Source organism: Mesorhizobium sp. ISC11 (genome assembly GCF_037162595.1).
GTDB classification, from domain to species: Bacteria; Pseudomonadota; Alphaproteobacteria; order Rhizobiales; family Rhizobiaceae; genus Mesorhizobium; species Mesorhizobium ciceri.
Genome location: NZ_JAVSPW010000001.1, coordinates 646549 through 671081 on the forward strand (window position 1 = coordinate 646549; position 24533 = coordinate 671081).

Consider the following 24533-nt stretch of genomic DNA (forward strand, 5'->3'; position numbering starts at 1 on the left):
GGGCAATCGGTTAAATGGTCTGCTTCTTGCCATCCTTCATCGGCATCAGGTCGACGCCGTTCACCTTGCCGATATGTGTTGCCAGCATCGGTACGAATTGCTCGGCCGGGCCGGTTGCGTGGGCACCGGCGAAGGCGTTCTTGGTGGCGTTGCCGAGCGGGTTGGCAATGCCGGCCGCACCCGCCATCGATTCCAGATAGGTCAGGTCCTTGAAGGCGTTGGCGATGGTGAATTTGTGCGCGTCGCGGTCACCTTCCAGCGTCCAGCGCATGAAGGTCTGGTAGAAGCCGCAATCCATGCGGCCATTGCGGATGACGCTGTCGAAGCGCGGCGGCGAGATGCCGACCTTCTCAGCCAGTGCCAGTGCCTCGGAATAGATCGCGGCGTAGCCGAGCGAGATGAAATTGTTGAGCAGCTTCATGCGATGGCCATCGCCGGTGTCGCCGATATGGACGATGCGGCCGGCCCAGGTTTCGATTACCGGTTTCACCCTGGCAAAGAGGGCGTCCGGCGCGCCGACCATGGCGTCGAGTGTGCCTTCCCAGGCTTCCTTCGGCGTGCGGCTGAGTGGTGCGTCGACAAAATCGATGCCGAGCGCCTTGAGTTCAGCGGCAAGCGCAATGGTCGAGACGGGGTCGGAGGTCGAGCAGTCGACGACGACGGAACCTTTCTTCAAACCCTCCTTGAGGCCGCCCGGGCCGCGAATGATGGCTTCGACCTCGCGCGAACCGGTGACGCAGATGAAGACGATTGTCGATGCCGCCGCCACATCGCGCGAGGTCGATGCTTCGGTGGCGCCGCGGCCAAGCAGGTCTTCCGCCGGCTTGCGGTTCTTGCGGCCGAGAAAGGTCAGGCTGTAGCCCTTGTCGACGATGTTCTTGGCGATCCCGTGGCCCATCAGGCCAAGCCCGATGAAGCCGATCTTTTCGCTCGCGGCAGTCGTGTTCATGTCTTCAAGTCCTGTTGCAATGATTGATGTCAGGCGCTGCCGTTTTGCAGGCGAGGGTGGTTGCGGATGGCGATATTGTCTGACAATACACATAAATTCCTGAGGATGTGGAGAGCAAAATGACGAAGCGGATCATGTTCACCGGCGGCAGCGGCAAGGCCGGACGCCATGTCGTCCAGTATCTGGTCGAGCAAGGCTGCCAGGTGCTCAACATCGACACCAAGCCGCTCGACAACCCCAAGGTGCGCACGCTGATCGCCGACATCACCGACAGCGGGCAGGTGTTCAACGCACTGTCGAGCTATATGGGCCTGCATGAATTCGACCCCTCGCTGCGTCCGCAGCCGGTCGATGCGGTGGTGCATTTCGCTGCCATCCCGCGCATCATGATCACCACCGACAACGAGGTGTTCCGCATCAATGCGCTCGGCACCTACAATGTCATCGAGGCGGCGGTTAAGCTCGGTATTCGAAAGGTAATCATCGCCTCCAGCGAGACCACCTATGGGCTGGTCTTCGCCAACGAGCCGCGCGATCCAAAATATTTCCCGCTCGACGAGGAGTATGACGTCGATCCGATGGACAGCTATGCCTTGTCCAAGGTCGTCAACGAGAAGACGGCGCGGGCCTTCGCGCAGCGCAACGGCACCGACATTTATGCCCTGCGCATCGGCAACGTCATCGAGCCGCACGAATATTCGCTGTTTCCGAAATGGTTCGCCGATCCGGGTTTCCGCAAGCGCATCGCCTGGAGCTATGTCGACGCGCGCGACCTTGGCCAGATCACGCTGCGCGCCATAGAGAAGGACGGGCTCGGCTATCAGGTGTTCAACGCGGCCAATGACGACACCTCGTCCGACCTGCCGACAGCCGAACTCTTGAAGCGGTTCTACCCCGGCGTGCCGGTCAAGGCCGAACTCGGCGAATACGAGACGCTGCTCTCCAACCGCAAGGCGCGTGACGTGCTGGGCTTCCGCCCGGAGCATAGCTGGCGCAAATACGTCAAGCAGGCCTAGGCATGTCGACACTCAGGTGATGCCGGCCTGCGAATGACGGCTTTCTGCGCTTCCGGCCTTCGCCGGCCGAAGCACCTATGAGGGACGGTGACAGTCAAGGCTGCGGTCGGCATAGGCCGGTGCTCACGTACCCAAAAGTACGCTGCGCTCCGGTTCTCGAAATCCGTCATTCTCGGCTCGGCCTGACCTGAATATCGACATGCCAATCAAGCGGCGGATCGGGGCTGATCTGTGCACAGCGGGCAGCTTTGCGATGCAAGCCGCTTGCCGCGCTTGACAGCCTGCTTAATACGGACTTTCTGGACCCCATGCGGGACGCGAAGCCGAACAAGGAAAAATCGTTGGGGAAAGCGGCCTCCGGGGACCGTCCGGGCGGCGTTCGCCGGGCGGACGCCGCGCGTATTCCCGGCTCCAGCGTCCACGCCTCGCTGGCCAGTGAAATTGGCCTCAGGATCGTGCGCGGCGATTATCCGCCCGGCACCATCCTGCCCAATGAAGCGAAATGGTCGGAGACCTTCAGCGTCAGCCGCTCGGCGGTGCGCGAAGCGATCAAGATGCTGATGGCCAAGAGCCTTTTGGCCTCACGTCCCAAGATCGGCAGCTGGGTCGAGCCGAAGGAACGCTGGAACCTGCTCGATCGCGATGTGCTGGCCTGGTACGCGACGTCGCCGGACCGCGAAGTGTTCCTCAAGACGGTGCAGGAATTCCGCCATATCATCGAGCCGGAAGCGACCGCGTTCGCCGCGATGCGAAGAACCGACGAGCAGATGGCCGAGATCAGCCTGGCCTGCCGTGAGATGGGCGCGGCGACGAGCCTGCAGGAGCGGACCCGCGCCGACACGCGCTTCCATCTCGCCATCCTGCGGGCTTCGGGCAACGACCTGCTGGTGCCGCTCGGCGTACTGATCGAATCCGCCTTCGATCATCTCTTTGCCTATACGACACGGGAGATCGACGATCTCAACCACGCGCAGAAGCTGCACGAGGCGATCGAGAAGAACATCCGCCTGCAGCGCCCCGACGCGGCGCGCAATGCTGTGCGCAAATTGCTCGCCAACACAGACGGCGTCATCCGCGCCCGGTAGGGCTGGACGGGCCGCTAATCATCCTTGTCACGTCCGAAGGCGCTGCGCAGCTCGCCCTTGGCGTCCTCAAGCACTTTTTTGCGCGCGGCAGGCAAGTTCTTGCCGGCGCGGTTGATGTAAAAATTCAGCATCGACATGGCGGATTGAAAAGGCTCGGCCTTGCGCCTGTGGCTGTGTTCGGCGGATCGTTTCAGCGAGGCGGCGATCTTCCTGGCGTCGTCGGATTCGAAGACGTGATCCTCAAGATCCATTGCGTTGCTGTGCTCGGTCACCTCGGCCGACCATTTTTTCCTGGTGGCGGTCATCGCAGGACTCCTTTGCGGGGTGGTTGCCGGGAAACTCCGCACATCGGCATCGGTTCCGCCCTGGCTCTGGAGCCACGGATTTGCCCGCTGTGGCGCTGCTGCGGCCTGAGAATGCGCCGATAGTGGCGCAAACGGCAGCCGATCTCCGAGACCGCCGACAGGAAACGCCTTGACCCGAACCGACAGCCTCCAGCCCGGCCCCGGCATCGACAGCTCCTATGCCTGGATGCGGCTCGCCATCTCGATGCTGCTGGCGACGATCGGCGCCGTGGGCATGTGGGCTGTCGTCGTCGTGCTGCCCGCCGTGCAGGCCGAGTTCGGCGTCGACCGCGCCGCGGCGTCCATGCCTTACACGGCGACCATGGTCGGTTTCGCCGCCGGCAACGTGCTGGTCGGCCGCGCCATCGACCGGATGGGTTACTGGATCCCGGCGCTGATCTCTTCGATTGCGCTTTCCGCCGGCCTGCTGCTCGCGGCGCTATCGACCTCGATCTTGCAATTCACGCTTGCCCAGGGAGTGCTGATCGGTATCGGCACGTCGGTGATCTTCGGGCCGCTGATCGCCGATATCTCGCACTGGTTCAACCGCCGTCGCGGCGTCGCCGTGACCGCGGCGGCCGCCGGCAACTATCTCGCCGGAGCATTGTGGCCGACCATCATGCCGACGCTGATGAAGGCGGAGGGCTGGCGCTTCACCTATGCGGCAATCGGTATCTTCTGCTTGGTGACAATGGTGCCGCTGGTGCTGATGCTGCGGCGCGGTGCCCCGGCGGCGGCCGTCGCGGGTTCGCCCGGAAGCCGGTCGGTGCAGCCGATCTCGCTGTCGCCGGCCGCCTTGCAGGTGCTGCTGGTCGTCGCCGGACTCGGCTGCTGCGTGGCGATGTCGATGCCGCAAGTGCATATCGTCGCCTATTGCATGGACCTCGGCTACGGCGTCGCACACGGCGCCGACATGCTGTCGATCATGATGGCGGGCGGCGTCGTCAGCCGGCTGGCGTCCGGCTTCCTTGCCGACCGTATCGGCGCGGTGTGGACGTTGATGATCGGCTCGGTGCTGCAGTGCCTGTCGCTGCTGTTCTACATCCCGTTCGACGGGCTTGCCTCGCTCTATGTGGTGTCGCTGGTGTTCGGCCTGTCGCAGGGCGGCATCGTGCCTTGCTACGCGATCATCGTGCGCGATTACATGCCGGCCAGGGAGGCCGGCCAGCGTATCGGCATCGTCATGATGGCGACTATCTTCGGCATGGCGATCGGCGGCTGGATGTCGGGCTGGATCTACGATTTGACCGGTTCCTACGCCGCCGCATTCCTCAACGGCATCGCCTGGAATTTGCTGAACCTGGTGGCGATCGGGCTGCTGTTCTGGAAGGCGCGGCGCAGCACAGCCGTGATGGCCTGAGCTCTCCATGCCAATGGTCCGGGAGCTGCGCGGCTTGACAACCACCCACGGCTGCGCGACGCCGGAAGGCGGGTGGGTGCGGCAACAGGCCGGTTCGGCATGACGACGGTGGCAAAGACCCTGACTATGGTTCTAAAGGCGCTTGGCTGTACAAGCCCGTCGCCAGGAGTGCGTCCTTGACCAAGCCGCGCTCGCGCCGGGGCGGCGGCCGCCCGACCATCGCGGATGTCGCGAGCAAGGCCGGTGTCGGCGCCATCACCGTGTCGCGCGCGCTGCGTGAGCCGGAGCGTGTCTCCGAAGAGTTGCGCCGCCAGATCCAGGCCGCTGTCGACGAACTGGGCTACGTGCCGGACCCGAATGCCCGGGCGCTGGCCTCGGCGCGCGCCGAGGTGTTCGGCGTGCTGGTGCCGTCGCTTACCAACAACGTCTTTGCCGAGGTGGTGCGCGGCATCTATGACAGCCTGTCGGCCAGCCCGTTCCGCATCCAGCTTGGCAACACCCACTATTCCGGCCTTGAGGAAGAGCGGCTGCTGCAGGTGTTCGGTTCGCAACGGCCAGCGGCGCTGATCGTCGCCGGCATCGATCAGACGTCGGCTTCGCGAAAGCTGCTGGAAAGTGCCGGCTGCCCTGTGGTGCAGGTGATGGAAACCGGTCCCGATCCGGTCGACATGATGGTCGGCTTCTCGCATCTCGATGGCGGGAGGGCGGCGACCGAGCATCTGATCGAGGCCGGCTATCGCCGCATCGGCTTCATCGGCGCGCGCATGGATCCGCGTTCGCAGCGGCGCCTTGCCGGCTATCGCGCGGCGATGGAGGCCGCGGGCCTGTTCGACCCGCGCCTCGTCACCACCACGCCGGTGCTGTCCAGCGTGTCGCTCGGCCGCGAGATGTTCCGCGACGCGCTGGCCAAGGTGCCGACACTCGACGGTGTCTTCTGCAACAATGACGACATCGCGCTCGGCGTCTTGTTCGAATGCCATCGCGCCTCGATCGCGGTGCCGAAGACGATCGGCATCGTCGGTTTCAACGATCTCGACATGATGCAGGTGGCGTTTCCTTCGGTCACCAGCATCCGCACCCATCGTTATGAGATCGGCCGGCGTGCCGTCGCCATGGCGCTTGCTGCGATCGCCGGCAAAAGACCGGAGCAACGGATCGTAGACCTCGGTTTCGAGCTCAAGCGCCGCGAGAGCACGGCGCGTTGAAACGCACAGAAGCGACTGTGCGAATGCCGGTTTACACGCCAATTTGGTAGCGCTACCATCTCCTACAGGCAGGTGCATGAACGACAGGTCGCACCTGTTTATTATACATAAGCGACAACTAATACTTGTTTATTATGGATAATATGATAGTTTTCGCCCCGCTGGCGGCGACAAGGGAGGTACCGGGTCGGCCATCACGGGCGGCCGAGGAAGCGCATGGCAAGGCGGGAGGTGCCGGTCCATCGCGCGAAAAATTCGCATTGCGAAACGAACAATCAGAACTGCAATCGGGAGGATTATCGATGATCAAGTCACTCGTTGGTGGCGTCGTTGCCGCCACTGCATTCGTCATGCTCAATTCGGCCGCCATGGCCGCCGGACCCGAAATCGTGTCGGGTCCCGCCGCTCAGGCGGACTGTTTCGCGCCGTGGAGCGCGGAGACCAAATTCTTCAAATATCCCAAGAAGGAAGGGCCGTTCCGCATCGCCTTCGCCAATGGCTATATCGCCAACACCTGGCGCATCCAGATGGTGCAGACGGCCAAGGCCTACGCCGCGCAACCTGAAGTCAAAGCCAAGATCAAGGAATTCAAGGTCGTCTCGACGGGCGAGGACGTGCCGGCACAGATCTCGGCGATCAACAATTTCATCGATTCCGGCTATGACGCCATCGTCACCGACGCCCAGAACCCGACGGCCTTCGGTCCGGTCATCAAGCGTGCCAAGGAAGCGGGCATCGTGCTGGTCGCCTTCGACAACATTCTCGACACCAAGGACGCCATCAACGTCAATGTCGATCAGAAGGGTCTTGGCGAATTGTGGGCCAAGTGGCTGGTCGGCAAGATACCGAACGGCGGCAAGATCCTGGAAGTGCGCGGCGTCGCCGGCACCTCCGTCGACACCGATCGTCACAACGGCATCCACGAGGTCTTCGATGCGTCCGGCAAGAAGTGGGACGTGACCGAAGTCGCCGGCAAATGGGATGACGGCGTGGCACAGAAGGTGACCGCGGATGCGATCGCCACCAACGGTCCGTTCGACGGCATTACCGGGCAGGGCGGCGACACCGGCATCGTGCAGGCGATGATCGACGCCAAGCATCCGTTCGTGCCGTTTGGCGGCGAGACCGAGAACGGCTTCCGCAAGTTCTGCGCCGCGCATTCAGCCGACGGGCTGAAGTGCTCGTCCGCGGGCTCGGGCCCGGCTCAGGTCGCCGTCGCCATCAAGACCGCGATCGCCGCACTCGAAGGCGAAGTCGTGCCACAAGAGGTGAAGCTGCCGCTGGCGATCGCCGAAGACCCGAACATGAAGGAAGGCACGGATTACTTCCCCAAGGAATCCGACAATTTCTTCGTCGGCAATTCCTTCCCGACCTGCGGCATTAATTTCAGCGCCCAGGAAATCATGGGTCAGACCAAGGAAAACCAGTAAATCATCGCTGGCCGTCACCTGGCGCCGCGGCTTGAGCCGCGGCGTTTGTCTCAATTCCACAATCGCCCTGGGAGGGCCGATGGACGGTGCGGCTCCGCTCTTTCGTATGGAAGGCATATCCAAGCGCTATGGCGGTGTACGCGCGCTGGAAAAGGCCGAGCTTGTTGTCGAAGCCGGCAGCATCCACGCCATTCTCGGCGAAAACGGCGCCGGCAAGTCGACGCTGATCAAGGTCATGGCAGGTGTCGTGGCGCCCGATGAGGGCCGCATGACGCTGGACGGGCGCGAGGCGACCTTCGCTTCTCCGGGTGCCGCCAACAAGGCCGGCATCGTCTGCATCTTCCAGGAACTGTCGCTGGTCCCCGAGCTAAGCGTTGCCGACAACATCGTCATTTCCGACCCGCCCAAACGCTTCGGCATGATCGACCGCAAGGCGCAACGCCGCATCGCCGAAGAAGCACTTGCTCGTGCCGGCGCCGCCGACATCCACCCGCTGGCGCTGGTCAAGGACCTGCCATTGTCGCGCCGGCAGATGGTCGAGATCGCCAAGGCATTGGCACGCAAGCCGCGCATCCTCATCCTCGACGAGGCGACCTCCGCGCTGACTGCCGCGGATGTCTCGAAGATCTTCGCGGTGCTGAAGCGGCTGCGCGCGGAAGGGCTGGCGCTGCTTTACATCTCGCACCGCATGAACGAGATCGCCGAACTGGCGGACCAGTGCACGGTGTTCCGCAACGGCCGCAATGTCGCCAGCTATCCAGCCGGCTCGAAGAGTGACAATGAGGTGGTCGAACTGATGATCGGCCGCGAATACAGCCATATCTTTCCGCCCAAGCCGACGGCCGTGCCTGCCGCCGCCGCCCCTAGGCTCGAGGCCCGCAAGCTCTCATGGGCCGACCGGCTGCACGACATCTCGCTGACCGTCAGGGCAGGTGAGGTGGTCGGCCTTGGCGGCCTCGACGGCCAGGGCCAGCGCGAATTGCTGCTCGCCTTCTTCGGCGTGCTGCGCGGCCTCAGCGGCCAGATCCTGATCGACGGCAAGCCTGTGTCGATCACCAGTCCATCCGTTGCGCGCGACGACGGCATCGGCATGGCGCTCATTCCCGAGGACCGCAAGACCGAAGGGCTGATGCTGCCGATGACGGTGCGCGAGAACCTGTCCTTCGCCGCGCTCGACCGGCTGTCGAAAGCCGGCATCATCGACCGTGCCGCCGAGCAGCGGCTGATCGACGACATGGTCGGCCTTTTGGCGATCAAGACGGCGGGCCTCGACATTCCGGTCGGCGCGCTTTCGGGCGGCAACCAGCAGAAGGTGGTCATCGCCAAATGGCTGATGCGCCAGCCGCGCATCATTCTGCTCAACGATCCGACGCGCGGCATCGACGTCGGCACCAAGCAGGAGCTGTACCAGCTGATGCGCAAACTGGCCGACGCGGGTGCTGCGATCCTGTTCTACTCGACCGACTATGACGAGCTGATCGGCTGCTGCGACCGTGTGCTGGTGCTCTACGACGGAGCGGTCAAGCGCGAGCTGGTCGGCGCCGAGATCACCGAGCGGGCGCTGATATCAAGCGCGCTCAACATCCATGGCGAGGACAGCCCGGTGGGCCTGGGAGTGGGCGCATGAAGGATTGGCGTTACTGGCTGGCCGAGCAGCGCGGAACGCTGCTGGCGTTCGGCATCTTCATCGTCATGTTCGTCATCTACACCTCGAACCATCCGGCCGGCTTCACCGCCAATGTGGTGCAGACGGCGGCCAACAAGGGCGTGCTGCTCGCCTTCGTCGCCATGGCGCAGACGCTGGTGGTGATCACCGCCGGCATCGACCTGTCCGTCGGCATGATTTTTCTCCTCACCAACTGCCTGGCTTCGTGGCTGGTGGTGGGAACGCCGACGCAGACGACGCTCGGCGTCATCGCCGTGCTGGCGGTGGGGCTGCTGTGCGGCGCCATCAACGGCGCCATCGTCATCTATGGCCGGCTGCAGCCGATTGTCGCCACCATTGCCACAGGCGCCGTCTATTACGGCATCGGCCTGTTGCTGCGGCCATTTCCGGGCGGCTCGGTCAATGAGGACCTGGCCGATGCGCTGACCGGCCGTGTGTTCGGCGTGGTGCCGGCAAGTCTCGTCGTGCTGCTGGCCATCGTGCTGGTGATCTGGGTGCCGTTCAGCCGCTCGGTGCTTGGCCGCGCCGCCTACGCGGCAGGCTCATCGGAGACGGCGGCCTACATGTCGGGTGTGCCGATCCGGCGCGGCAAGTTCGCCGCCTACACGCTGGCCGGCCTGCTGGCGGCGATCGGCGGACTGTTCCTGACCTTCTTCACCTATACGGGTGAGGCGGCCTATGCCAGCGGCAACTCCTACACGCTGTTTTCGATCGCCGCCGTGGTGCTCGGCGGGGTTTCGCTGTTCGGCGGCAAGGGCAGCGCCATCGGCGCCATCTTCGGCGCACTGGCTTTCCGCACGATCGGCGACTTGTTGTTCGTCTTCGATTTCGATCCGCTCTGGCAGCCGCTGTTCCAGGGCGTTATCCTGCTGGTCGCCGTCAGCCTCGGCGCCTTCGCCCTGTTTCGGGTCCGCAACCGGCTGGAGTGGTTCCTGTGAGCGAAACGACGCTTGGCGGCATTGCCGGCCGCATGCCCAGATTCATCCGCCGCGCCGATCCGGCGGTGCTGACGGCCTTTGCCTGCATCGTGCTTTTGCTGTTCTTCGGCAGCCTCTACTCCAGAAGCTTCCTGTCGCCTGAATATCTCCTACAGCAGCTCAAGGTGGCTTCATTCCTCGGCGTCATCGCGACAGGCATGATGCTGGTCATCCTGCTCGGCCAGATCGACCTGTCGGTGCCGTGGGCGGTGGCGGCGGGCGCCATGATGGCCTGCGCCGCGGCGGCGTACGGCCCGGTCGGCGTGGCGTTGGCCATCCCGTTCGGCATCATCTGCGGCATGCTGATCGGCGTCGTCAACGGCATCGGCGTCGCCTATCTGCGCATCCCCTCGATGATCATCACATTGGCCACCAACGCTGTCGCGCAGGGGCTGATGGTGGTCTACACCGGCGGCTTCTCGCCGCAGGATTCGGCGACGGGCGCGATGCGCTACCTGGCGACCGGTTTCGCCATTCCGGGCGTGCCCAACGCCGTCATCATCTGGGCGCTGATCGGGGCCGCGATGGTGTTCGTGCTGACGCGGACCGGTTTCGGCCGCACCGTCTACGGCATCGGCAACCGCGAGCGCGCGGCCTATCTCTCCGGCATCGACACAAGGCGCGTGGTGATGATCGCCTTCGCCGTCTCCGGTGGGCTCTCGGCTTTCGGCGGCGTGCTTCTGGCCGGCTATGCCTCCAAGGCGGCGCAGTCGATGGGCGACGCTTATCTGCTGCCGTCGATCGCCGCGGTGGTGCTTGGCGGCACCTCGATCCTGGGTGGGCGCGGCTCCTATCTCGGCACTGTCGCCGGTGTCATCCTCATCACGTTGCTGCAATCCATCTTGTCGGTCATGCAAATGCCGGAGGCGGGGCGGCAGATCATCTACGGTGTCGTCATCGTCGCCATGCTGCTGCTCTACGGCCGCGCGCCGGCAAGCCGCTGACAGTGGACGAAGCGGCAGCACAGGCGCCGACGAGCGCCCCCGGCTCGGTGCCGGCCATCGTGGTTATGGGCGTCGCCGGCTGCGGCAAGTCGGCGGTGGGCATTGGGCTTGCCGCCGCTCTGGGCGTTACCTTTATCGAGGGCGACAGGCTGCATCCGCCGGAAAACGTCGCACGCATGGCAAGCGGCGAGCCGCTTACCGATCAGCTGCGCGAAGGCTGGCTCAACGCGATCGGCGAGCGCATCGCCGCGTCGGTGGGGCAGGGCAAAGGCGTGGTCGCCGCCTGCTCGGCGCTGAAGCGCAGCTACCGCGACCGGCTGAGCGGCTTCTGCCCGGAAATCGTCTTCCTCTATCTGGAGATCGACCCTGGTACGGCCAGGCAGCGCGTCGGCAGCCGCAAGGGCCACTTCATGCCGGCGAGCCTGGTCGACAGCCAGTTCGCCATCCTCGAGCCGCCGGCTGCGGATGAGCGCGCCTCGAAACTCAATGCCACACGCCCGGTCGGTGAGCTCGTCGCTGCCGCGGTCCGCCTGATACGCCGGTCATGAGCCTTCATCCATTCCGATGCCGATGCTGTCCGAGACCTCGGTCAGCCGCTGCCGGCGGGACCACGTCAGCATCTGCTCGGGGTAGAGCTTCAGCGCTTCCAGCAGGCGGTCGCGCTTGAGCAGGATGTAGTGCGCCTGCACAGTCATGTTCTTGGCGCCATCCCTGGCCATGTCCGTTGCCGGGCTGACAGATGCCTCCGGCGTCAGCTCGGGGCTGAGCACGGCCCGGTATTCGATGAAGGGAACCACTTCGAAGGTCGACATGGCAAACAGGGCTGTCCTGCCCCTGGCGGCAAAATTCGCCGGCGCCGAGGCGAGATGCGTCCAGCCGCTTTCGCCCATGGCTGCCTCGGTGAAGGTCGTGCCGGCGTGGACGGTGTTGGTCATCGTCACCACGCCATTCTGCTTCAGGATCTTCTGGATGCGGATGGTGACCTGATAGGTGTCGTCGCGGCCAAAGACGACCCGGCTTTTCAGGAACCGGTTTTCGACATCGATCAGCGGCGGATTGAGGAAACGCAAGCCGAACGCCGATTCGGAAATACCGTGGGTGTTGACGCTCACCTGATGCGCTTCGATACCGGCCTCGTACAGCGCGCGCTTGCCGATGATGGTCTGGGCGGTGAACTGATCGCACCAGAGGATGGCGCCGTGGCCGCGCTGCAAGGCCGACCGCAGCCCCGCCAGCCCCTCCAGCCGGATCGTCGGCGACCAGCGGCCGGCCACCAGATGAGCGGCGAGCTGCAAGCGGCGGCGGTGGCGCGCTGCCAGCAATCCCTCGAACAGCTTGCGTGCATCGATACCATCGCCCAGCACCGCGAGCGTGGCGGCAGCGTAGGCCGGGAATTCCTTGCGCATATGGCGCTTGAGGCGAAACCTCGATATGCGGCCGCAGATCGGCGCCCACCACCGCACCGGCAGTGCCGCCGCCACCACGAGATAGAAGATAGACAGCAGGCCTTCGCCAAGATCCTTGTTGGAAAAGCGGCGAAGCCGGCCAGGGCGAACCAGCTTGCGGCTGAAGAAGCGCACGTCCTCCGCCCGTTCCGGGACGAAGACGTCGGCGATGATTTCAGTGCGGAAACTGGCTGCCGATGGCAGCTTGCGGGCGGCCTTGCGGGATTTCGCGAACCACCACAGCCTCATCGGTCCAGCCCGTTCTTCGAACCCCGCTTTACTGCGTCGGCTTGGGCCGTGCAAGGTGGTGTCCGTGCTCGAGACTTCTGCAAATTTCGCTTGCCCTAGACTTAAGACAAACGCGCCGCTTACGAAGTGTTGATTTCGAGGGCCGGACGAAGATAGTCGTATCGCTATTCCATATATGGCGTCAGCACATCTTCGATCCATTTCATGAACGCGCGGACCCGGCGCGATAGATTGCTCCGATGTGCGACGACGAGGGACACGGCGAGCGGCCGGCGACGAAAATCGGGTAGGATCTCGACAAGCGCTCCACTCTCCAAGTATCGGCCAATGCCCAAGAGTGGCGCCTGGATCAGGCCAAGGCCGGCGAGGGCCGCTGCTTCGTAGGTCTGTGCGCTGTTGACGTGTAGCGCACCTGGCAACTGAAGCGTCGCGTAGCTGTCGCCGTCCGGATATTCCCATCCATAGGGTCGCGCGCCCAGCAGCGTCGAAAAATGAATTGCCCTATGTTCCTGACGCTGGAGATCTTCCAGCGATCGAGGCACGCCATGGCGCGCCAGATAGGCGGGACTGGCTGCGTTGGCCATGCGCAACAGGCCCAACGGGCGGGCAATCAGGGTCTCGTCGCGAATGGGTCCAAGCCGCAATACACAATCGAACCCCTCTTGAACCAGATCGACTTGCCGATCCGTACTCGACACCTCCAGCTCCAACTCGGGGTGAGCCGCCATGAAATCCGGCAAAGCCGGTACGATCGTTGTGCGCGCCACTTCGGTCGGAAGGTCGACCCGCAAACGGCCGCGAAGTGCCACGCGGTCGCCTGCGAACATCGAGTGCAGATCATCGACTTCAGCAAGCAGATCGCGGGCGCGGGCATGAAATGCGCGTCCGTCCTCCGTCAACCGCACGCTGCGCGTCGTCCGGTGCAGAAGCCTGACACCCACATCTTCTTCCAGCTTGCGGACCGCCGTTGAGGCTCTCCCCTTTTGGATGCCCAGGCAATCGGCCGCGCGGGTGAAGCTCCCCATTTCCGCGACCGTTGTGAAAATGAGGATGGGTTCGAGATTCTGCATTTTCGTGCCTCGGATTGTTCCCCAAAAAGAGAACAGTTGGTTCATTTTCTCGGCATTTATCACATTTGAGAGGCACAGTAAGCTTCGAATATGGGATCTCCCCATCGGAGAATGACAAGTGTCCGAAACTGTGAACCTGCATCAGACACCGGAAATTATGACCTTGCATCGCGCCCTGTGGGCCGGCCGGATCATGAGCGCGTTTGTCGTCATCGCCCTGACGGCAGATGGCACTGTTCAGCTTTTCGCGCCGGCACAGATCGCCAGCATGTTGCAGGAAACCGGGTTTGCGATGGACCTGACCCGTGTCGTGGGTCCGATCGTCCTCGCCTGCGCCATCCTCTACGCCATCCCGGTCACCGCCGTCCTCGGCGCGATCCTGGTGACGGGCTTTTTGGGAGGTGCCATCTGCGCCCATCTGCGCATCGGTGAGTTGGGGTCGCCGCCGGAAATCATCTCCCTGCTTCTGGGCGCGATGACCTGGGGCGGCCTCTATCTCCGCGATCCCCGTATCCGGGCCATTCTGCCGCTCATCCATTGAACCAACAGGGGCAGCTCTGTCCCCCGACATCAGGAGAAAACACATGTTCCTAGTAATGGGGATCACGGGAAAAGTTGGCGGCGCAACGGCAGAGCATCTGCTGGCGCACGGCAAGGAGGTACGCGCGCTCGTCCGCAATCGCGACAAGGCGGCCAATTGGGCGAACCAGGGCGTGGAACTGGTAGACGGCGACTGGAATGATTCGGCAGCCATCGAGCGAGCCCTCAAAGGCGTCGAAGGCGCGTTCGTCATGTTGCCCCCTGTCTGGGCGCCGTCGCCCGATTACAAAGAAGCGAGGAGCGTGATTGCTAGCTATGTCGAGGCTCTGACCAAGGCAGCGCCGCCGCGAGTGGTTGCGCTTTCGTCGATGGGTGCGAACAGAACAAGCGGGCACGGGGTGATCGCGGCCTTGTCGCTTCTGGAGCAAGGGTTTCGCGGCCTGACATCGCCAACCGCATTTGTGCGCGCGGGGGGATTCTTCGAAAATTTCCTCTACGGCTTGCAGGTCGCGCAGGGCGGAATGCTACCGGTCTACTATAATCCGACAAACCGGAAATCGACCATGGTTGCGACGAACGACATCGGCGCACAGGTCGCAACCCTTTTGACCGGGTCGACGTGGTCAGGGCAACGCATCGTCGAGATCGGTTCGATGGTCACCGCGGATGAAGTCGCCGAGCAGTTGGGTGAAGTCCTGAATCTCGCCGTGAAGGCCTTTGCAATTCCGCGTGCGGGGTGGGCGGAAGCATTCGAGCAATTCGGCATCCCGAAGGGTCACTCCGGGCCTGCCGAAGAAATGTTCGAGGCCGTGAATGCGGGATGGATGGACCTCGGTGTGGCGGGTACTGAGCACGTAGCGGGTACGACGTCCGCACGCGCTGTATTCGAGGCTGCGTCTAATGTGAACGGATAGGCCAAAACTGCATGAGGTTCTCCGTGATTTCGAGCTTCGCAACCCGAGATTTGGAGAACCTCTCCTTCAATGCAGGAATCTCTATCTGAACGCGATCAGCTTGAAGTCGGTGGTTTAGATCTGCGACGTCAGCTCGACCGGAAAATCGTCATTGTCGGCATCGCGCATGGCGGCGAGGCTGCGATTATCCAGCACTTCGGCGATTGCCTGCCGCACCTCCAGCATCATGTGGCGGACCTGGCAGGTCGCCTCGTCGCAATCCTCGCAGCGTTGATACTGCGTGCGGCTGGCGCAAGGGATCGGCGCCAGCGGCCCGTCAAGCACGCGCACGACATGGCCGATCTTGATTTCGGAGGCCGGCCGGGCAAGGCGGTAGCCGCCTTCCTTGCCTTTGCGGCTCTGGACGAAGCCGGCATTGCGCAATTCGCCCAGGATGGCATCGAGGAATTTCTTCGGGATATTGTTGGCCACAGCGATGTCATTGACGAAGGCCAATTGGCCGGCCGGCAGGCCAGACAGATGCACGAGGGCCTTGAGGCCGTATTTGCCTTTTTTTGTCAGCATGCCCAGATCAACCCATAAAAGCCCCAACCACTCGCATCTGGCGACTGTTTGTGTGCAAATAATGACGTCTTCGCCGCGCGATGATGTTTCGCGAAACAGCCACCAAATTGCACGTTAGGCATAAACGCGTTGATTCTTTGTAACGTTTTGCACTGAGAACGCGGATATTCCGCTGATAACCAGGTTATCGGCGTTCAAAAACGAAAAAAGCCGGCAGCGCGCCGGCTTTTTCGTCTGCTGTGCAGGTATCGCTGCCTCAGCGGCTGCCGTAGGTCTGGTCGAGCAGGCCGCCGGCGGCGAAATGCTCTTTCTGCACCTTGTCCCAGCCGCCGAAAACGTCTTCCACCGTCAGCAGCCGGACATCGGGGAAATCGGCCTTGTATTTCGCCGCCACAGCGGCGTCGCGGGCTCTGAGGCCGTTGCGGGCGGCGATGTCCTGGCCCTCCGGCGTGTAGAGGAAGTCGAGATAGGTCTTGGCCAGATCGCGCGTGCCGTGATCGTCGGCAACCTTGTCGACGATGGCGACCGGGAATTCGGCCAGCAGGCTGACCGAAGGCGTAACCTGCTCGAACTTGTCGTCGCCATACTCCTTGCGGATGCCGCGCGTCTCCGACTCGAAGGTGATCAGCACATCACCGATCTCGCGCTGCACGAAGGTGGTGGTCGCGGCGCGGCCGCCGGTGTCGAAGATCGGCACGTTGTTGAACAGCTTGGTGATGAACTCCTTCACCTTGGCGTCATCGCCCTTGAAGGCTTCCTTGGCGTAGGCGGTGGCCGCCAGATAGGTGTAGCGCGCATTGCCGGATGTTTTCGGGTTTGGGAAGATCACCTGCACGTCGTCGCGCACGAGATCGTTCCAGTCCTTGATGTGCTTGGGGTTGCCCGCGCGGACAAGGAACGAAGGCAGAGAATAGAAGGGCGAGGCATTGTCAGGGAAATCCTTCTGCCAGTCGGCCGAGACGAGGCCCTTCGTGACCAGGAAGTCGATGTCGATGACCTGGTTGAAGGTAACAACGTCGGCGCCAAGACCCTCGGCGATGGCGCGTGCCTGCGCCGAAGTGCCGGCATGCGACTGGTCGACGGTGACGCCCGGTTGCTGGGCTATGAAAGCCTTGTTGACCTGCACGAACAGTTCGCGGCCGACATCATAGGATGCGTTGAGCAGTTTGTCGGCCGACCAGGCTTGGGAGGATGCAAGGAACAGGCCGGCGACGGTGGCAAGCCCGAGGAAAAATCGTTTCATGAAAACAGGCTCCGATGCAATGCGTTGATGGTCGGACCATAGCCGTGACGTATCATGCGCGACGAGGCATGCGCTGTCGGTTCGCGCCCTCGTCGTGGGAAAATATATCGCCTAAGTTGGCACCTGTTGGAATTCTGTTCCAGGAGATGGCTACCTTCGTCGGAGTTTTTCTGCGCCTTGTTTGCGGTGCTGCATGGCATATACAAAAGGCAGATACAAACAGCTGCCGCCATGCCCCAGAACCGTCATTCAACAACGCCGCCCAAGGAGGCGAAGCTGTTTCGCAACAACCGCAACCCAACACGGGAGAGTTCACCCGGATCAGGAATCTGAAGGTCGAAAACCGGTTGGCGTAGCGCTTGAGCCGAGAATCAAGCCGCCGGAAAAAGCTTCCAGCGGCCGGGGCGGAACGCCACCCGGCTTTTTTGCGCCGCGGGATGATCGACCGGCAACTCGATTTCGACCCGCTGACGCTCACCACCGATTTCAAGCTCGACCCGGCGCGTGCCGGCGACGCGCCGGCTGGCGGCGACCGTGCCGGCGATGCAGCCGCTGCAGCCGTCCAGCAATTCGACATCGTGCGGGCGGAAGTAGAGCGTCGCATCGCCCGAGGGCTCGTTGGGCGCGGCAAGCCCGATCGGACGGTCGGCGAGCCAGATCTCGCCATTCTCGACTTTGACGGGAAGCGAGCTCGATTCACCGATGAAGCCGTAGACGAAGGGCGAGTTCGGCGTGTCGTAGATGTCGTCGGCGGTGCCGACCTGCTCGATGCGACCCTGGCTCATCACCACGACGCGGTCGGCAAGCTCCAGCGCCTCTTCCTGGTCGTGGGTGACGAAGACGGTGGTGTGGCCGGTGGCGTCATGGATTTCGCGCAGCCAGCGGCGCAATTCCCGGCGCACCTGCGCGTCAAGCGCGCCGAACGGTTCGTCGAGCAGCAGCACCTTGGGTTCGATGGCCATGGCCCGCGCCAGCGCCACGCGCTGCCGCTGGCCGCCGGAAAGCTGCGCCGGATAGCGCTTTTCCAGCCCCGACAGCTGGACAAGGTCCAGAAGCTCGGAGGCGCGGCGGCGGATCTCCTGCGCCGGGGGGCGCGACGGCCCGTGCCGGACCTTCAGGCCGAAGCCGATATTGTCGGCCACCGTCATGTGCCGGAACAGCGCATAGTGCTGGAAGACAAAGCCGACATTGCGATCCTGGATCGACTTGTGCGAGGCGTCCTCGTCGCCGAAGAAGATGTTTCCGCGCGTCGGCCGCTCCAGTCCGGCGATCAGCCTGAGCAGCGTCGTCTTGCCGGAGCCGGACGGCCCCAGCAACGCGATCAGTTCGCCCGACTTGATATCGAGCGACACGTCGTGGAGGGCCGGAAACCGGTCAAACTCCTTGCGCACGTTGGCAACGCGAACTTCCATGCAAATCCCTCTGTCAGTGTCCGCGCGTCGCGGCGATCTCGGCGCCGTAGCGCATCTCGAGAAGTGTTTTCAAGACCAGCGTGACGAGCGCCAGGCCCGCAAGCAATGAAGCGACGGCGAAGGCGCCGACGGCGTTGTACTCGTTATAGAGGATTTCGACATGCAGCGGCATGGTGTTGGTCAGGCCGCGTATATGGCCCGACACCACCGAGACCGCGCCGAACTCGCCCATGGCACGCGCATTGCACAGGAGCACGCCGTAGAGCAGCCCCCATTTGACGTTGGGCAAGGTCACGTACCAGAAGGTCTGCCAGCCATTGGCGCCAAGCGAAAGTGCTGCCTCCTCGTCGCCATTGCCTTGCTCCTGCATCAGCGGGATCAACTCGCGGGCGACGAAGGGGAAGGTGACGAAGATTGTGGCCAGCACGATGCCCGGCACGGCAAACAGGATGACGATGCCATGCGCTTTCAGCCAGGTGCCGAGCAGCCCCTGGGCGCCGAACAGAAGCACATAGACGAGGCCCGATATGACCGGGGAGACCGAGAAGGGAAGGTCGATCAGCGTGGTCAGGAAGGCCTTGCCCTTGAACTCGAACTTGGCGATCGCCCAGGCGGCGGAGATGCCGAACACAATGTTGAGCGGTACCGAGATCGCGGCGACCAGCAGCGTCAGCCGGATCGCCGAGCGTGTGTCGGGATTGCCGAGCGCTTCGGTGTAGGCACCGATGCCCTTGGCGAAGGCTTCGTTGAAGACGATGATCAGCGGCAAGAGCAGGAAAATGCCGAGGAAGGCAAAGGCGACGGCCATCAGGGCCAGACGCGCCGGGCGGCTTTCCGTGACCGCCGCCGACTGGCTTTCATGGTGCGGTTCGTAAGATTTGATCTCCGGATCAGCCATAGCGCTTGCGGCTCCACGACTGTGCGAGATTGACGACCAAAAGCATGATGAATGACAGAGCGAGCATGATCGCCGCAATCGCGGTTGCCGCCGGGTAATTGTATTCCTCCAGCCGGATGACGATCAGCAGCGGCGCGATCTCTGATTTGTAGGGCAAGTTGCCGGCGATGAAGATGACCGAGCCGTATTCGCCGACGCCGCGCGCGAAGGCGAGCGCGAAGCCGGTGACGATGGCCGGCGCCAGGCCCGGAAACAGGATGCGGGTGATGATCTGGAAACGATTGGCGCCAAGGGTGGCCGCGGCTTCCTCCACTTCCTTGTCGATCTCCTCCATGATCGGCTGCACGGTGCGCACGACGAAGGGCAGGCCGATGAAGATCAGCGCGATGACGATACCCAGCGGGGTATAGGCGACCTTGATGCCGAGCGGCATCAGCAATTTGCCGATCCAGCCGTTCGGCGCGTAGAGCGTGGTCAGCGCGATGCCGGCCACAGCCGTCGGCAAGGCGAAGGGCAGATCGACCATGGCATCGACGATGCGGCGGCCGGGGAAGCGGTAACGCACCAGCACCCATGCGACCAGCGTGCCGAAGACGACGTTGACAGCAGCCGCGACGAAGGCAGTGCCGAAGCTGATTCTCAGCGCATTGATGGTGCGGCGATCGGTGGCGATCGCCCAGAATTCAGGCCAGCCAAGGGCGGCCGAGCGCCAGAGCAGCCCGGATAGCGGGATGAGAATGATGAGGGTGAGGTAGGCAAGCGAGAAGCCGAGCGTCAATCCGAAACCCGGAATGACGCTCGGCTGCCTGAATCGCCACCCCGCCTGGGCGGGTGCTGTGGTCATGTCGTCCTGAATATCGACTGCTTACTGGGGCTTGTAGATCTGGTCGAATATACCACCATCGCCGAAATGATAAGGCTGTGCTTTTTTCCAGCCACCAAACTGTGGATCGTCGATGGTTACAAGTTTGATCGGCGGCAGCTTGGCGAGGTCCTCGGCCGGCACCAGATCGGGCTTGGCAGGACGATAATGGTTCTTGGCGATGATCGTCTGCGCTTCCTTGGAGTAGAGCCAGCTCAGATAGGCTTCGGCGATCTTGCGCGTGCCCTTGGCATCGACATTGGCGTCGACCACTGCCACCGGCGGTTCTGCCAGGATGGAGGTCGGCGGGTAGACGATGTCGAAATTGTCGGCACCGAACTCGTCGAGCGCCAGATAGGCCTCGTTTTCCCAGGCGATAAGCACATCGCCGAGACCCTTTTGCGCGAAGGTCACGGTCGAGCCGCGCGCGCCGGTGTCGAGCACCGGGGCATTGGCGTAGAGCTTGCCGACGAACTCCTTGGTCTTGGTCTCGTCGCCGCCGTCATTGGCGTTGGCGTAGGCCCATGCGGCGAGATAGTTCCAGCGCGCGCCGCCGGACGTCTTGGGATTGGGCGTGATCACCTGGACACCGTCCTTGACGAGGTCGCTCCAGTCGTGAATGCCCTTGGGATTGCCCTTGCGCACGAGGAAGATGATGGTCGAGGTGTAGGGCGCCGAATTGTTTTCGAATTTGGTGCGCCAGTCCGGATTGATCTTCTTCGACTTCGAGACGATGGCATTGATGTCGCCTTCGAGTGCCAGCGTCACCACATCGGCGTCGAGGCCGTCGATCACGGCGCGGGCCTGGGCGCCCGATCCGCCATGCGACTGCTGGACGGTGACCGTCTCTCCGGTCTCGGCCTTCCAATGGGCGACGAAAGCTTCGTCATAGGCCTTGTAGAGCTCGCGTGTCGGATCGTAGGAGACGTTGAGAATGGTGGTATCGGCAAACGCGAAACCGAGCGTGCCGAACTGGACAGATGTGGCGACCAGTGCGCCGAGCAGTTTCCTGAAATGAGGTTTGGTCATTTCTGCCTCCGTTGAACCCGCGCCAAATCTACCGAATTGGTAGAAATTAGATGCATTCAATGTTGCCTTTTTTGCCCCTCTTGAGAAAATGTTCGGCGCCATTTCGTCCTTTGGAGAAATATTTTCCTCTTGCGGCCAAAGGAAGAATCCATGGCCCTGCCACTCAGCCTATCTAGCAATGGGTAGTGCCGAGGCAAGGTGTGGAATTTGATCCGGTGCCTCAATCGGCGGTGATGGGAAAGTCGAAACGCTGTTTGGCGAACGGTTCGCTTTTCAGCGTGAAGTGCCACCATTCCCTTGCATAGTTCTTGAAGCCGCCCGCGCGCATGGCTTCGACAAGCATCTTGCGATTTGCCGCCGCTTCACTGGCAGGGCCGCGATATGCGGTTTCGCTCATTGAATCAAAGCAGTCGAAACCGGTACCGAAATCGAGCGTGTCGGCATCCCCGGTGCCGCAGGCCGGGTTCGGGCTGGACCTGCGGTCCATCCGGGCGACGGCGACGTCGACGGTCGAGCCACGTGAATGAGTCGACAACTCTCCGACATAGCCCTTGGCGATCAGGTCGCTGCGCCTGACCTCCGGATACCATTGCGGATCGGGCGGCCCGCCCTGTTTTGTCCATTCGCCCATGTCGGCGACGGCGCGGGCAGGGCGGTAGCAATCGAACACCACCAGGGTCAGGCGTTTGGCCGCGATCGCTTTCTGGACAGCGGAGAGTGCCTTCGCCGCATCCTCGGTGAGGATGCAGACCGGGGCGCCATAGCCGTTCACCTTGCGGTGCAGAAAATTATCCGATCCGGCGTAGCGGATGTCCTGGCGGATCGAGGGGTCGACATCGGCGAGCCGGACAAAGCCGGCGGGGAGTGGGTCAGCGAGAGCAGGGAGGGTGATTGCCGTGACAAGGATTGTTGCTGCCAGTGCTGAGGCTGCCGACAGGAAAGGATCGCGCGAGGCACCCCCCTCTGCCTTGCCAGGTATCTCCCCCGCAAGGGGGGAGATTGGCAGCTTTGGCGTCCTGCTCCACCATTGATAACTGGCGAAAGCGGCAAGGACATCCGATCGCCCTCCTTGCGGGGGAGATCGCCGGCCGGCCAGAGGGGGGTGCCTCGGAACAGGCATGGGTGAAGTATCCCGCTATCCGCTGAGCCTGTGGAAAGCCAATTCCACGAATCGCTTGCAGCCGTCTATTCGACAAACACCTTCACGCTCGCCGCGCGTCCCGCGGCGTCGATGACGGTCAGCGTCGAATAGCCGGCGCCGTCGGGCTGCCAGGTCGCGGTGCGGCGACGGTCGATGCCCACCAGCGGCTTGCCGTTGGCCAGCCAGCGGAATGGCGCACGGCCGCCTTGCAGTTTCAGCACCAGCGGCGAGGCGTCGACCGAATTGGTGCCGAGATCGACGCGGGCGCCGTCGGGCGGGAAGATGATGGTCGGTGCGGGTTCGGTCACTGTCGCCTGCACCAGGCCGTCCGCTCCGGCGCCGAAGCGGGCGAGCGTCACCGGCAGGTCCTCGCGCCTGGGGCTGAACAGTCCGGGCGGCTTGCCCGGCAAGGGGACGGCGACCAGGCCCGAGCGGACAAAACCGTCGAACAGGATGGGAGCGGCCGAGACATAACCGGACAGTCCGGGCACCGCGCCGGCGTCGGGACGGCCGACCCAGACACCGAGCACATAGCGGCCGTCGAAGCCGACCGACCACGCGTCGCGGTACCCGTAGGACGTGCCGGTCTTGTAGGCAATGCCGCGCTGCAGGGCACCCTCGGGCGGCTTGACGCCCGACAGTATGTCGATGATCTGCCAGTTGGCCTGACCGTCGAGGATGGTGGCGCTGGTGCGCTCGGCATTGGCCGGCTCGGTGCCGTCATGCAGCGTGTGCGTCTTGCCGCCATTGGCGAGCCCTGTGTAGAGCTGGACGAGGTCGCGCAGCGTGACGCCTACGCCGCCAAGGCCGATGGCCAGGCCCGGCGCCTCGTTGACCGGCAGTATGGGGCTGACGCCGGCCTGGCGGAAGCGCGCCATCAGCCGCGTTGGCCCGACCGCGTCGAGCACGCGGATCGCCGGCACGTTGAGCGACAGTTGCAGGGCTTGCCGGATGCTGACATCGCCCTGGTAGCCCATGTCGAAATTCTTCGGCCGGTAGCCGGAGAAATCGACAGGGCTGTCATCGATCAGCGTCTCCTGCGCCACCAGGCCCTGTTCGAAGGCAAGACCGTAGATGAACGGCTTCAGCGTCGAGCCGGGCGAGCGGACGATCTTTGTCATGTCGATCCAGCCGGAGCGGCTGGCGTCGAAGAAATTGGCCGAGCCGACTTCGCCGAGAATGTCGCCGGTGCGGGAATCGGCCAGCATCATGGCGACCGATAGGCGAGGGCCGAGCTTGGTGGCGGCGTCCCTCGCCACCTGTTCCAACCCTTCCTGGACGCTCTTGCGGATCGTCAGTTGCAAGGGCTGGCCGGGGACGGCCTTGGGCAGCATCGCATAGGCTGCATGCGCAGCGAGGGCCGGCAGGGTACGGCGCAGGCCCGAGACATCGTCGAGGGCGGCACGCGCGGCCTCGCGCTCGCCGAGCAGTCCGGAGGAGACCATGCGGGTCAGCACCCGGTCGCGGGCGGCGTGGGCGATCTTCAAATTGCGGTCGGGCCGCCGCTTTTCCGGCAGCTGCGGCAGGGCGACGAGCAGGGCGGATTCGGAAACGGTGAGCCGTTTCGGCTCCTTGCCGAAATAGGCCAGCGAGGCGGCGCGCACGCCTTCCAGATTGCCGCCATAGGGCGCCAGCGTCAGGTAGCGTTCGAGGATTTCGCGTTTCGACAGCCGCCGTTCGATCTGGATGGCGCGCAGCATCTGCTTGATCTTGGAGCCGAGGCTGCGGCTTTCGCGCGGCTCGATCAGCCGGGCAAGCTGCATCGAAAGCGTCGAGCCGCCGGAAACGATGTGGCCGCTGGTGGCGAACTGGCCGGCGGCGCGCGCCAGCGCCAGCACGTCGACGCCCTCATGGTCCCAGAAACGTTTGTCTTCATAGGTGACCAGCATGTCGACGAATTGCTTGTCGACCTGGTCGAGCCGGGTTTCGAGCCGCCAGTAGCCGTCCGGCGTGGCGAAGGCGCGCAACAACTGGCCGTCGCGGTCCTGGACTTCGGTGGAGACCGTGAGTTCGGCTGGAAGCGGGGGCGGGAAGGCGCGGTCGAGTTCCCAGAGGGACGCGGCGGAAAGGGCGAGGATGCCGGCGCACCCTGCCGCTCCAACAGCGAATTTGCGAAGCATCTTCATGGCAGTAAAGATGCCCCCTCATCCGGCCGCTTCGCGGCCGCCTTCTCTCCGGTGGGGAGAAGAG

General features: G+C 63.4%; 23 protein-coding genes. 11 read left to right on the forward strand and 12 right to left on the reverse strand.

Features of this window, described 5'->3' with window-relative positions; translation table 11 throughout:
- Positions 1-10 precede the first annotated feature (10 nt).
- Complete coding sequence (locus RPF88_RS03385; RefSeq protein ID WP_013530857.1) at positions 11-949, reverse strand: NAD(P)-dependent oxidoreductase; 939 nt, start codon at positions 947-949, stop codon at positions 11-13.
- Positions 950-1068: 119 nt separating this feature from the next.
- On the opposite strand from RPF88_RS03385, the gene RPF88_RS03390 reads away from it, so the two are divergent.
- Positions 1069-1965 (forward strand): NAD-dependent epimerase/dehydratase family protein, encoded by an 897-nt coding sequence (locus RPF88_RS03390; protein ID WP_337121693.1) that lies wholly within the window; start codon positions 1069-1071, stop codon positions 1963-1965.
- A 308-nt stretch (positions 1966-2273) separates the two neighbouring features.
- Complete coding sequence (locus RPF88_RS03395; protein WP_024501538.1) at positions 2274-3050, forward strand: FadR/GntR family transcriptional regulator; 777 nt, start codon at positions 2274-2276, stop codon at positions 3048-3050.
- Between the two features lie 14 nt (positions 3051-3064).
- Here RPF88_RS03395 and RPF88_RS03400 read toward each other — a convergent pair whose 3' ends face one another.
- Positions 3065-3355, reverse strand: a complete 291-nt coding sequence (locus tag RPF88_RS03400) for a DUF3175 domain-containing protein (protein ID WP_027160693.1) — start codon at positions 3353-3355, stop codon at positions 3065-3067.
- 169 nt (positions 3356-3524) lie between these two features.
- Here RPF88_RS03400 and RPF88_RS03405 point away from each other — a divergent pair, with 169 nt between their 5' ends.
- The 7 genes from RPF88_RS03405 to RPF88_RS03435 all read left to right on the forward strand — a co-directional run bounded on the left by RPF88_RS03405 (position 3525) and on the right by RPF88_RS03435 (position 11524).
- Positions 3525-4754: an MFS transporter gene (locus tag RPF88_RS03405; protein WP_337121694.1), complete on the forward strand. Its 1230-nt coding sequence runs from the start codon at positions 3525-3527 to the stop codon at positions 4752-4754.
- 176 nt (positions 4755-4930) lie between these two features.
- A complete protein-coding gene (locus RPF88_RS03410) occupies positions 4931-5959 on the forward strand; it encodes a LacI family DNA-binding transcriptional regulator (protein WP_337121695.1) in 1029 nt (342 codons plus the stop codon).
- Positions 5960-6261: 302 nt separating this feature from the next.
- On the forward strand, positions 6262-7389 hold the full coding sequence (locus tag RPF88_RS03415) for a sugar ABC transporter substrate-binding protein (protein WP_013530863.1): 1128 nt from the start codon (positions 6262-6264) through the stop codon (positions 7387-7389).
- Between the two features lie 79 nt (positions 7390-7468).
- Complete coding sequence (locus tag RPF88_RS03420; RefSeq protein WP_024501534.1) at positions 7469-9016, forward strand: sugar ABC transporter ATP-binding protein; 1548 nt, start codon at positions 7469-7471, stop codon at positions 9014-9016.
- Positions 9013-9993 (forward strand): ABC transporter permease, encoded by a 981-nt coding sequence (locus RPF88_RS03425; protein ID WP_337121696.1) that lies wholly within the window; start codon positions 9013-9015, stop codon positions 9991-9993. Before RPF88_RS03420 ends, RPF88_RS03425 begins: the two co-directional genes overlap by 4 nt.
- Positions 9990-10976, forward strand: a complete 987-nt coding sequence (locus tag RPF88_RS03430; protein WP_013530866.1) for an ABC transporter permease — start codon at positions 9990-9992, stop codon at positions 10974-10976. The genes RPF88_RS03425 and RPF88_RS03430 overlap by 4 nt, the downstream gene beginning before the upstream one ends.
- Before the next feature lie 2 nt (positions 10977-10978).
- Positions 10979-11524 carry a gluconokinase gene (locus tag RPF88_RS03435; RefSeq protein WP_337121697.1) on the forward strand — a complete coding sequence of 182 codons (546 nt, stop codon included), beginning with the start codon at positions 10979-10981 and terminating at the stop codon, positions 11522-11524.
- Here the strand turns inward: RPF88_RS03435 and RPF88_RS03440 are convergent.
- Together RPF88_RS03440 and RPF88_RS03445 are read right to left on the reverse strand one after the other, a co-directional pair.
- Entirely contained in the window at positions 11519-12670 is a 1152-nt protein-coding gene (locus tag RPF88_RS03440) for a hypothetical protein (protein ID WP_337121698.1), read from the reverse strand. The genes RPF88_RS03435 and RPF88_RS03440 overlap by 6 nt on opposite strands.
- Positions 12671-12834: 164 nt before the next feature.
- The gene (locus RPF88_RS03445; protein ID WP_337121699.1) at positions 12835-13740 is read right to left on the reverse strand and encodes a LysR family transcriptional regulator; all 906 of its coding nucleotides are present in this window, start codon (positions 13738-13740) and stop codon (positions 12835-12837) included.
- Positions 13741-13858: 118 nt separating this feature from the next.
- On the opposite strand from RPF88_RS03445, the gene RPF88_RS03450 reads away from it, so the two are divergent.
- Together RPF88_RS03450 and RPF88_RS03455 are read left to right on the forward strand one after the other, a co-directional pair.
- On the forward strand, positions 13859-14281 hold the full coding sequence (locus RPF88_RS03450; protein ID WP_337121700.1) for a DoxX family protein: 423 nt from the start codon (positions 13859-13861) through the stop codon (positions 14279-14281).
- Positions 14282-14324: 43 nt separating this feature from the next.
- On the forward strand, positions 14325-15194 hold the full coding sequence (locus RPF88_RS03455; RefSeq protein ID WP_024501528.1) for an NmrA family NAD(P)-binding protein: 870 nt from the start codon (positions 14325-14327) through the stop codon (positions 15192-15194).
- Between the two features lie 114 nt (positions 15195-15308).
- On the opposite strand, the gene RPF88_RS03460 is transcribed toward RPF88_RS03455, so the two are convergent.
- The 8 genes from RPF88_RS03460 to pbpC form a co-directional block, all read right to left on the reverse strand.
- Positions 15309-15758 carry an RrF2 family transcriptional regulator gene (locus tag RPF88_RS03460; protein ID WP_013530871.1) on the reverse strand — a complete coding sequence of 150 codons (450 nt, stop codon included), beginning with the start codon at positions 15756-15758 and terminating at the stop codon, positions 15309-15311.
- Between the two features lie 256 nt (positions 15759-16014).
- On the reverse strand, positions 16015-17001 hold the full coding sequence (locus tag RPF88_RS03465) for a sulfate ABC transporter substrate-binding protein (protein ID WP_337121701.1): 987 nt from the start codon (positions 16999-17001) through the stop codon (positions 16015-16017).
- A gap of 371 nt (positions 17002-17372) precedes the next feature.
- Positions 17373-18413: a sulfate/molybdate ABC transporter ATP-binding protein gene (locus RPF88_RS03470; RefSeq protein WP_013530873.1), complete on the reverse strand. Its 1041-nt coding sequence runs from the start codon at positions 18411-18413 to the stop codon at positions 17373-17375.
- A gap of 13 nt (positions 18414-18426) precedes the next feature.
- Complete coding sequence (gene cysW / locus RPF88_RS03475) at positions 18427-19311, reverse strand: sulfate ABC transporter permease subunit CysW (RefSeq protein WP_013530874.1); 885 nt, start codon at positions 19309-19311, stop codon at positions 18427-18429.
- Positions 19304-20155, reverse strand: coding sequence for a sulfate ABC transporter permease subunit CysT (cysT, locus tag RPF88_RS03480; RefSeq protein WP_013530875.1), 852 nt, complete (start codon positions 20153-20155; stop codon positions 19304-19306). The genes cysW and cysT overlap by 8 nt, the downstream gene beginning before the upstream one ends.
- 21 nt (positions 20156-20176) lie before the next feature.
- Positions 20177-21202, reverse strand: coding sequence for a sulfate ABC transporter substrate-binding protein (locus RPF88_RS03485; protein ID WP_013530876.1), 1026 nt, complete (start codon positions 21200-21202; stop codon positions 20177-20179).
- Positions 21203-21422: 220 nt separating this feature from the next.
- Positions 21423-22322, reverse strand: coding sequence for a M15 family metallopeptidase (locus RPF88_RS03490; RefSeq protein ID WP_337121702.1), 900 nt, complete (start codon positions 22320-22322; stop codon positions 21423-21425).
- A gap of 65 nt (positions 22323-22387) precedes the next feature.
- Complete coding sequence (gene pbpC, locus RPF88_RS03495) at positions 22388-24469, reverse strand: penicillin-binding protein 1C (protein WP_337121703.1); 2082 nt, start codon at positions 24467-24469, stop codon at positions 22388-22390.
- Positions 24470-24533 lie beyond the last annotated feature (64 nt).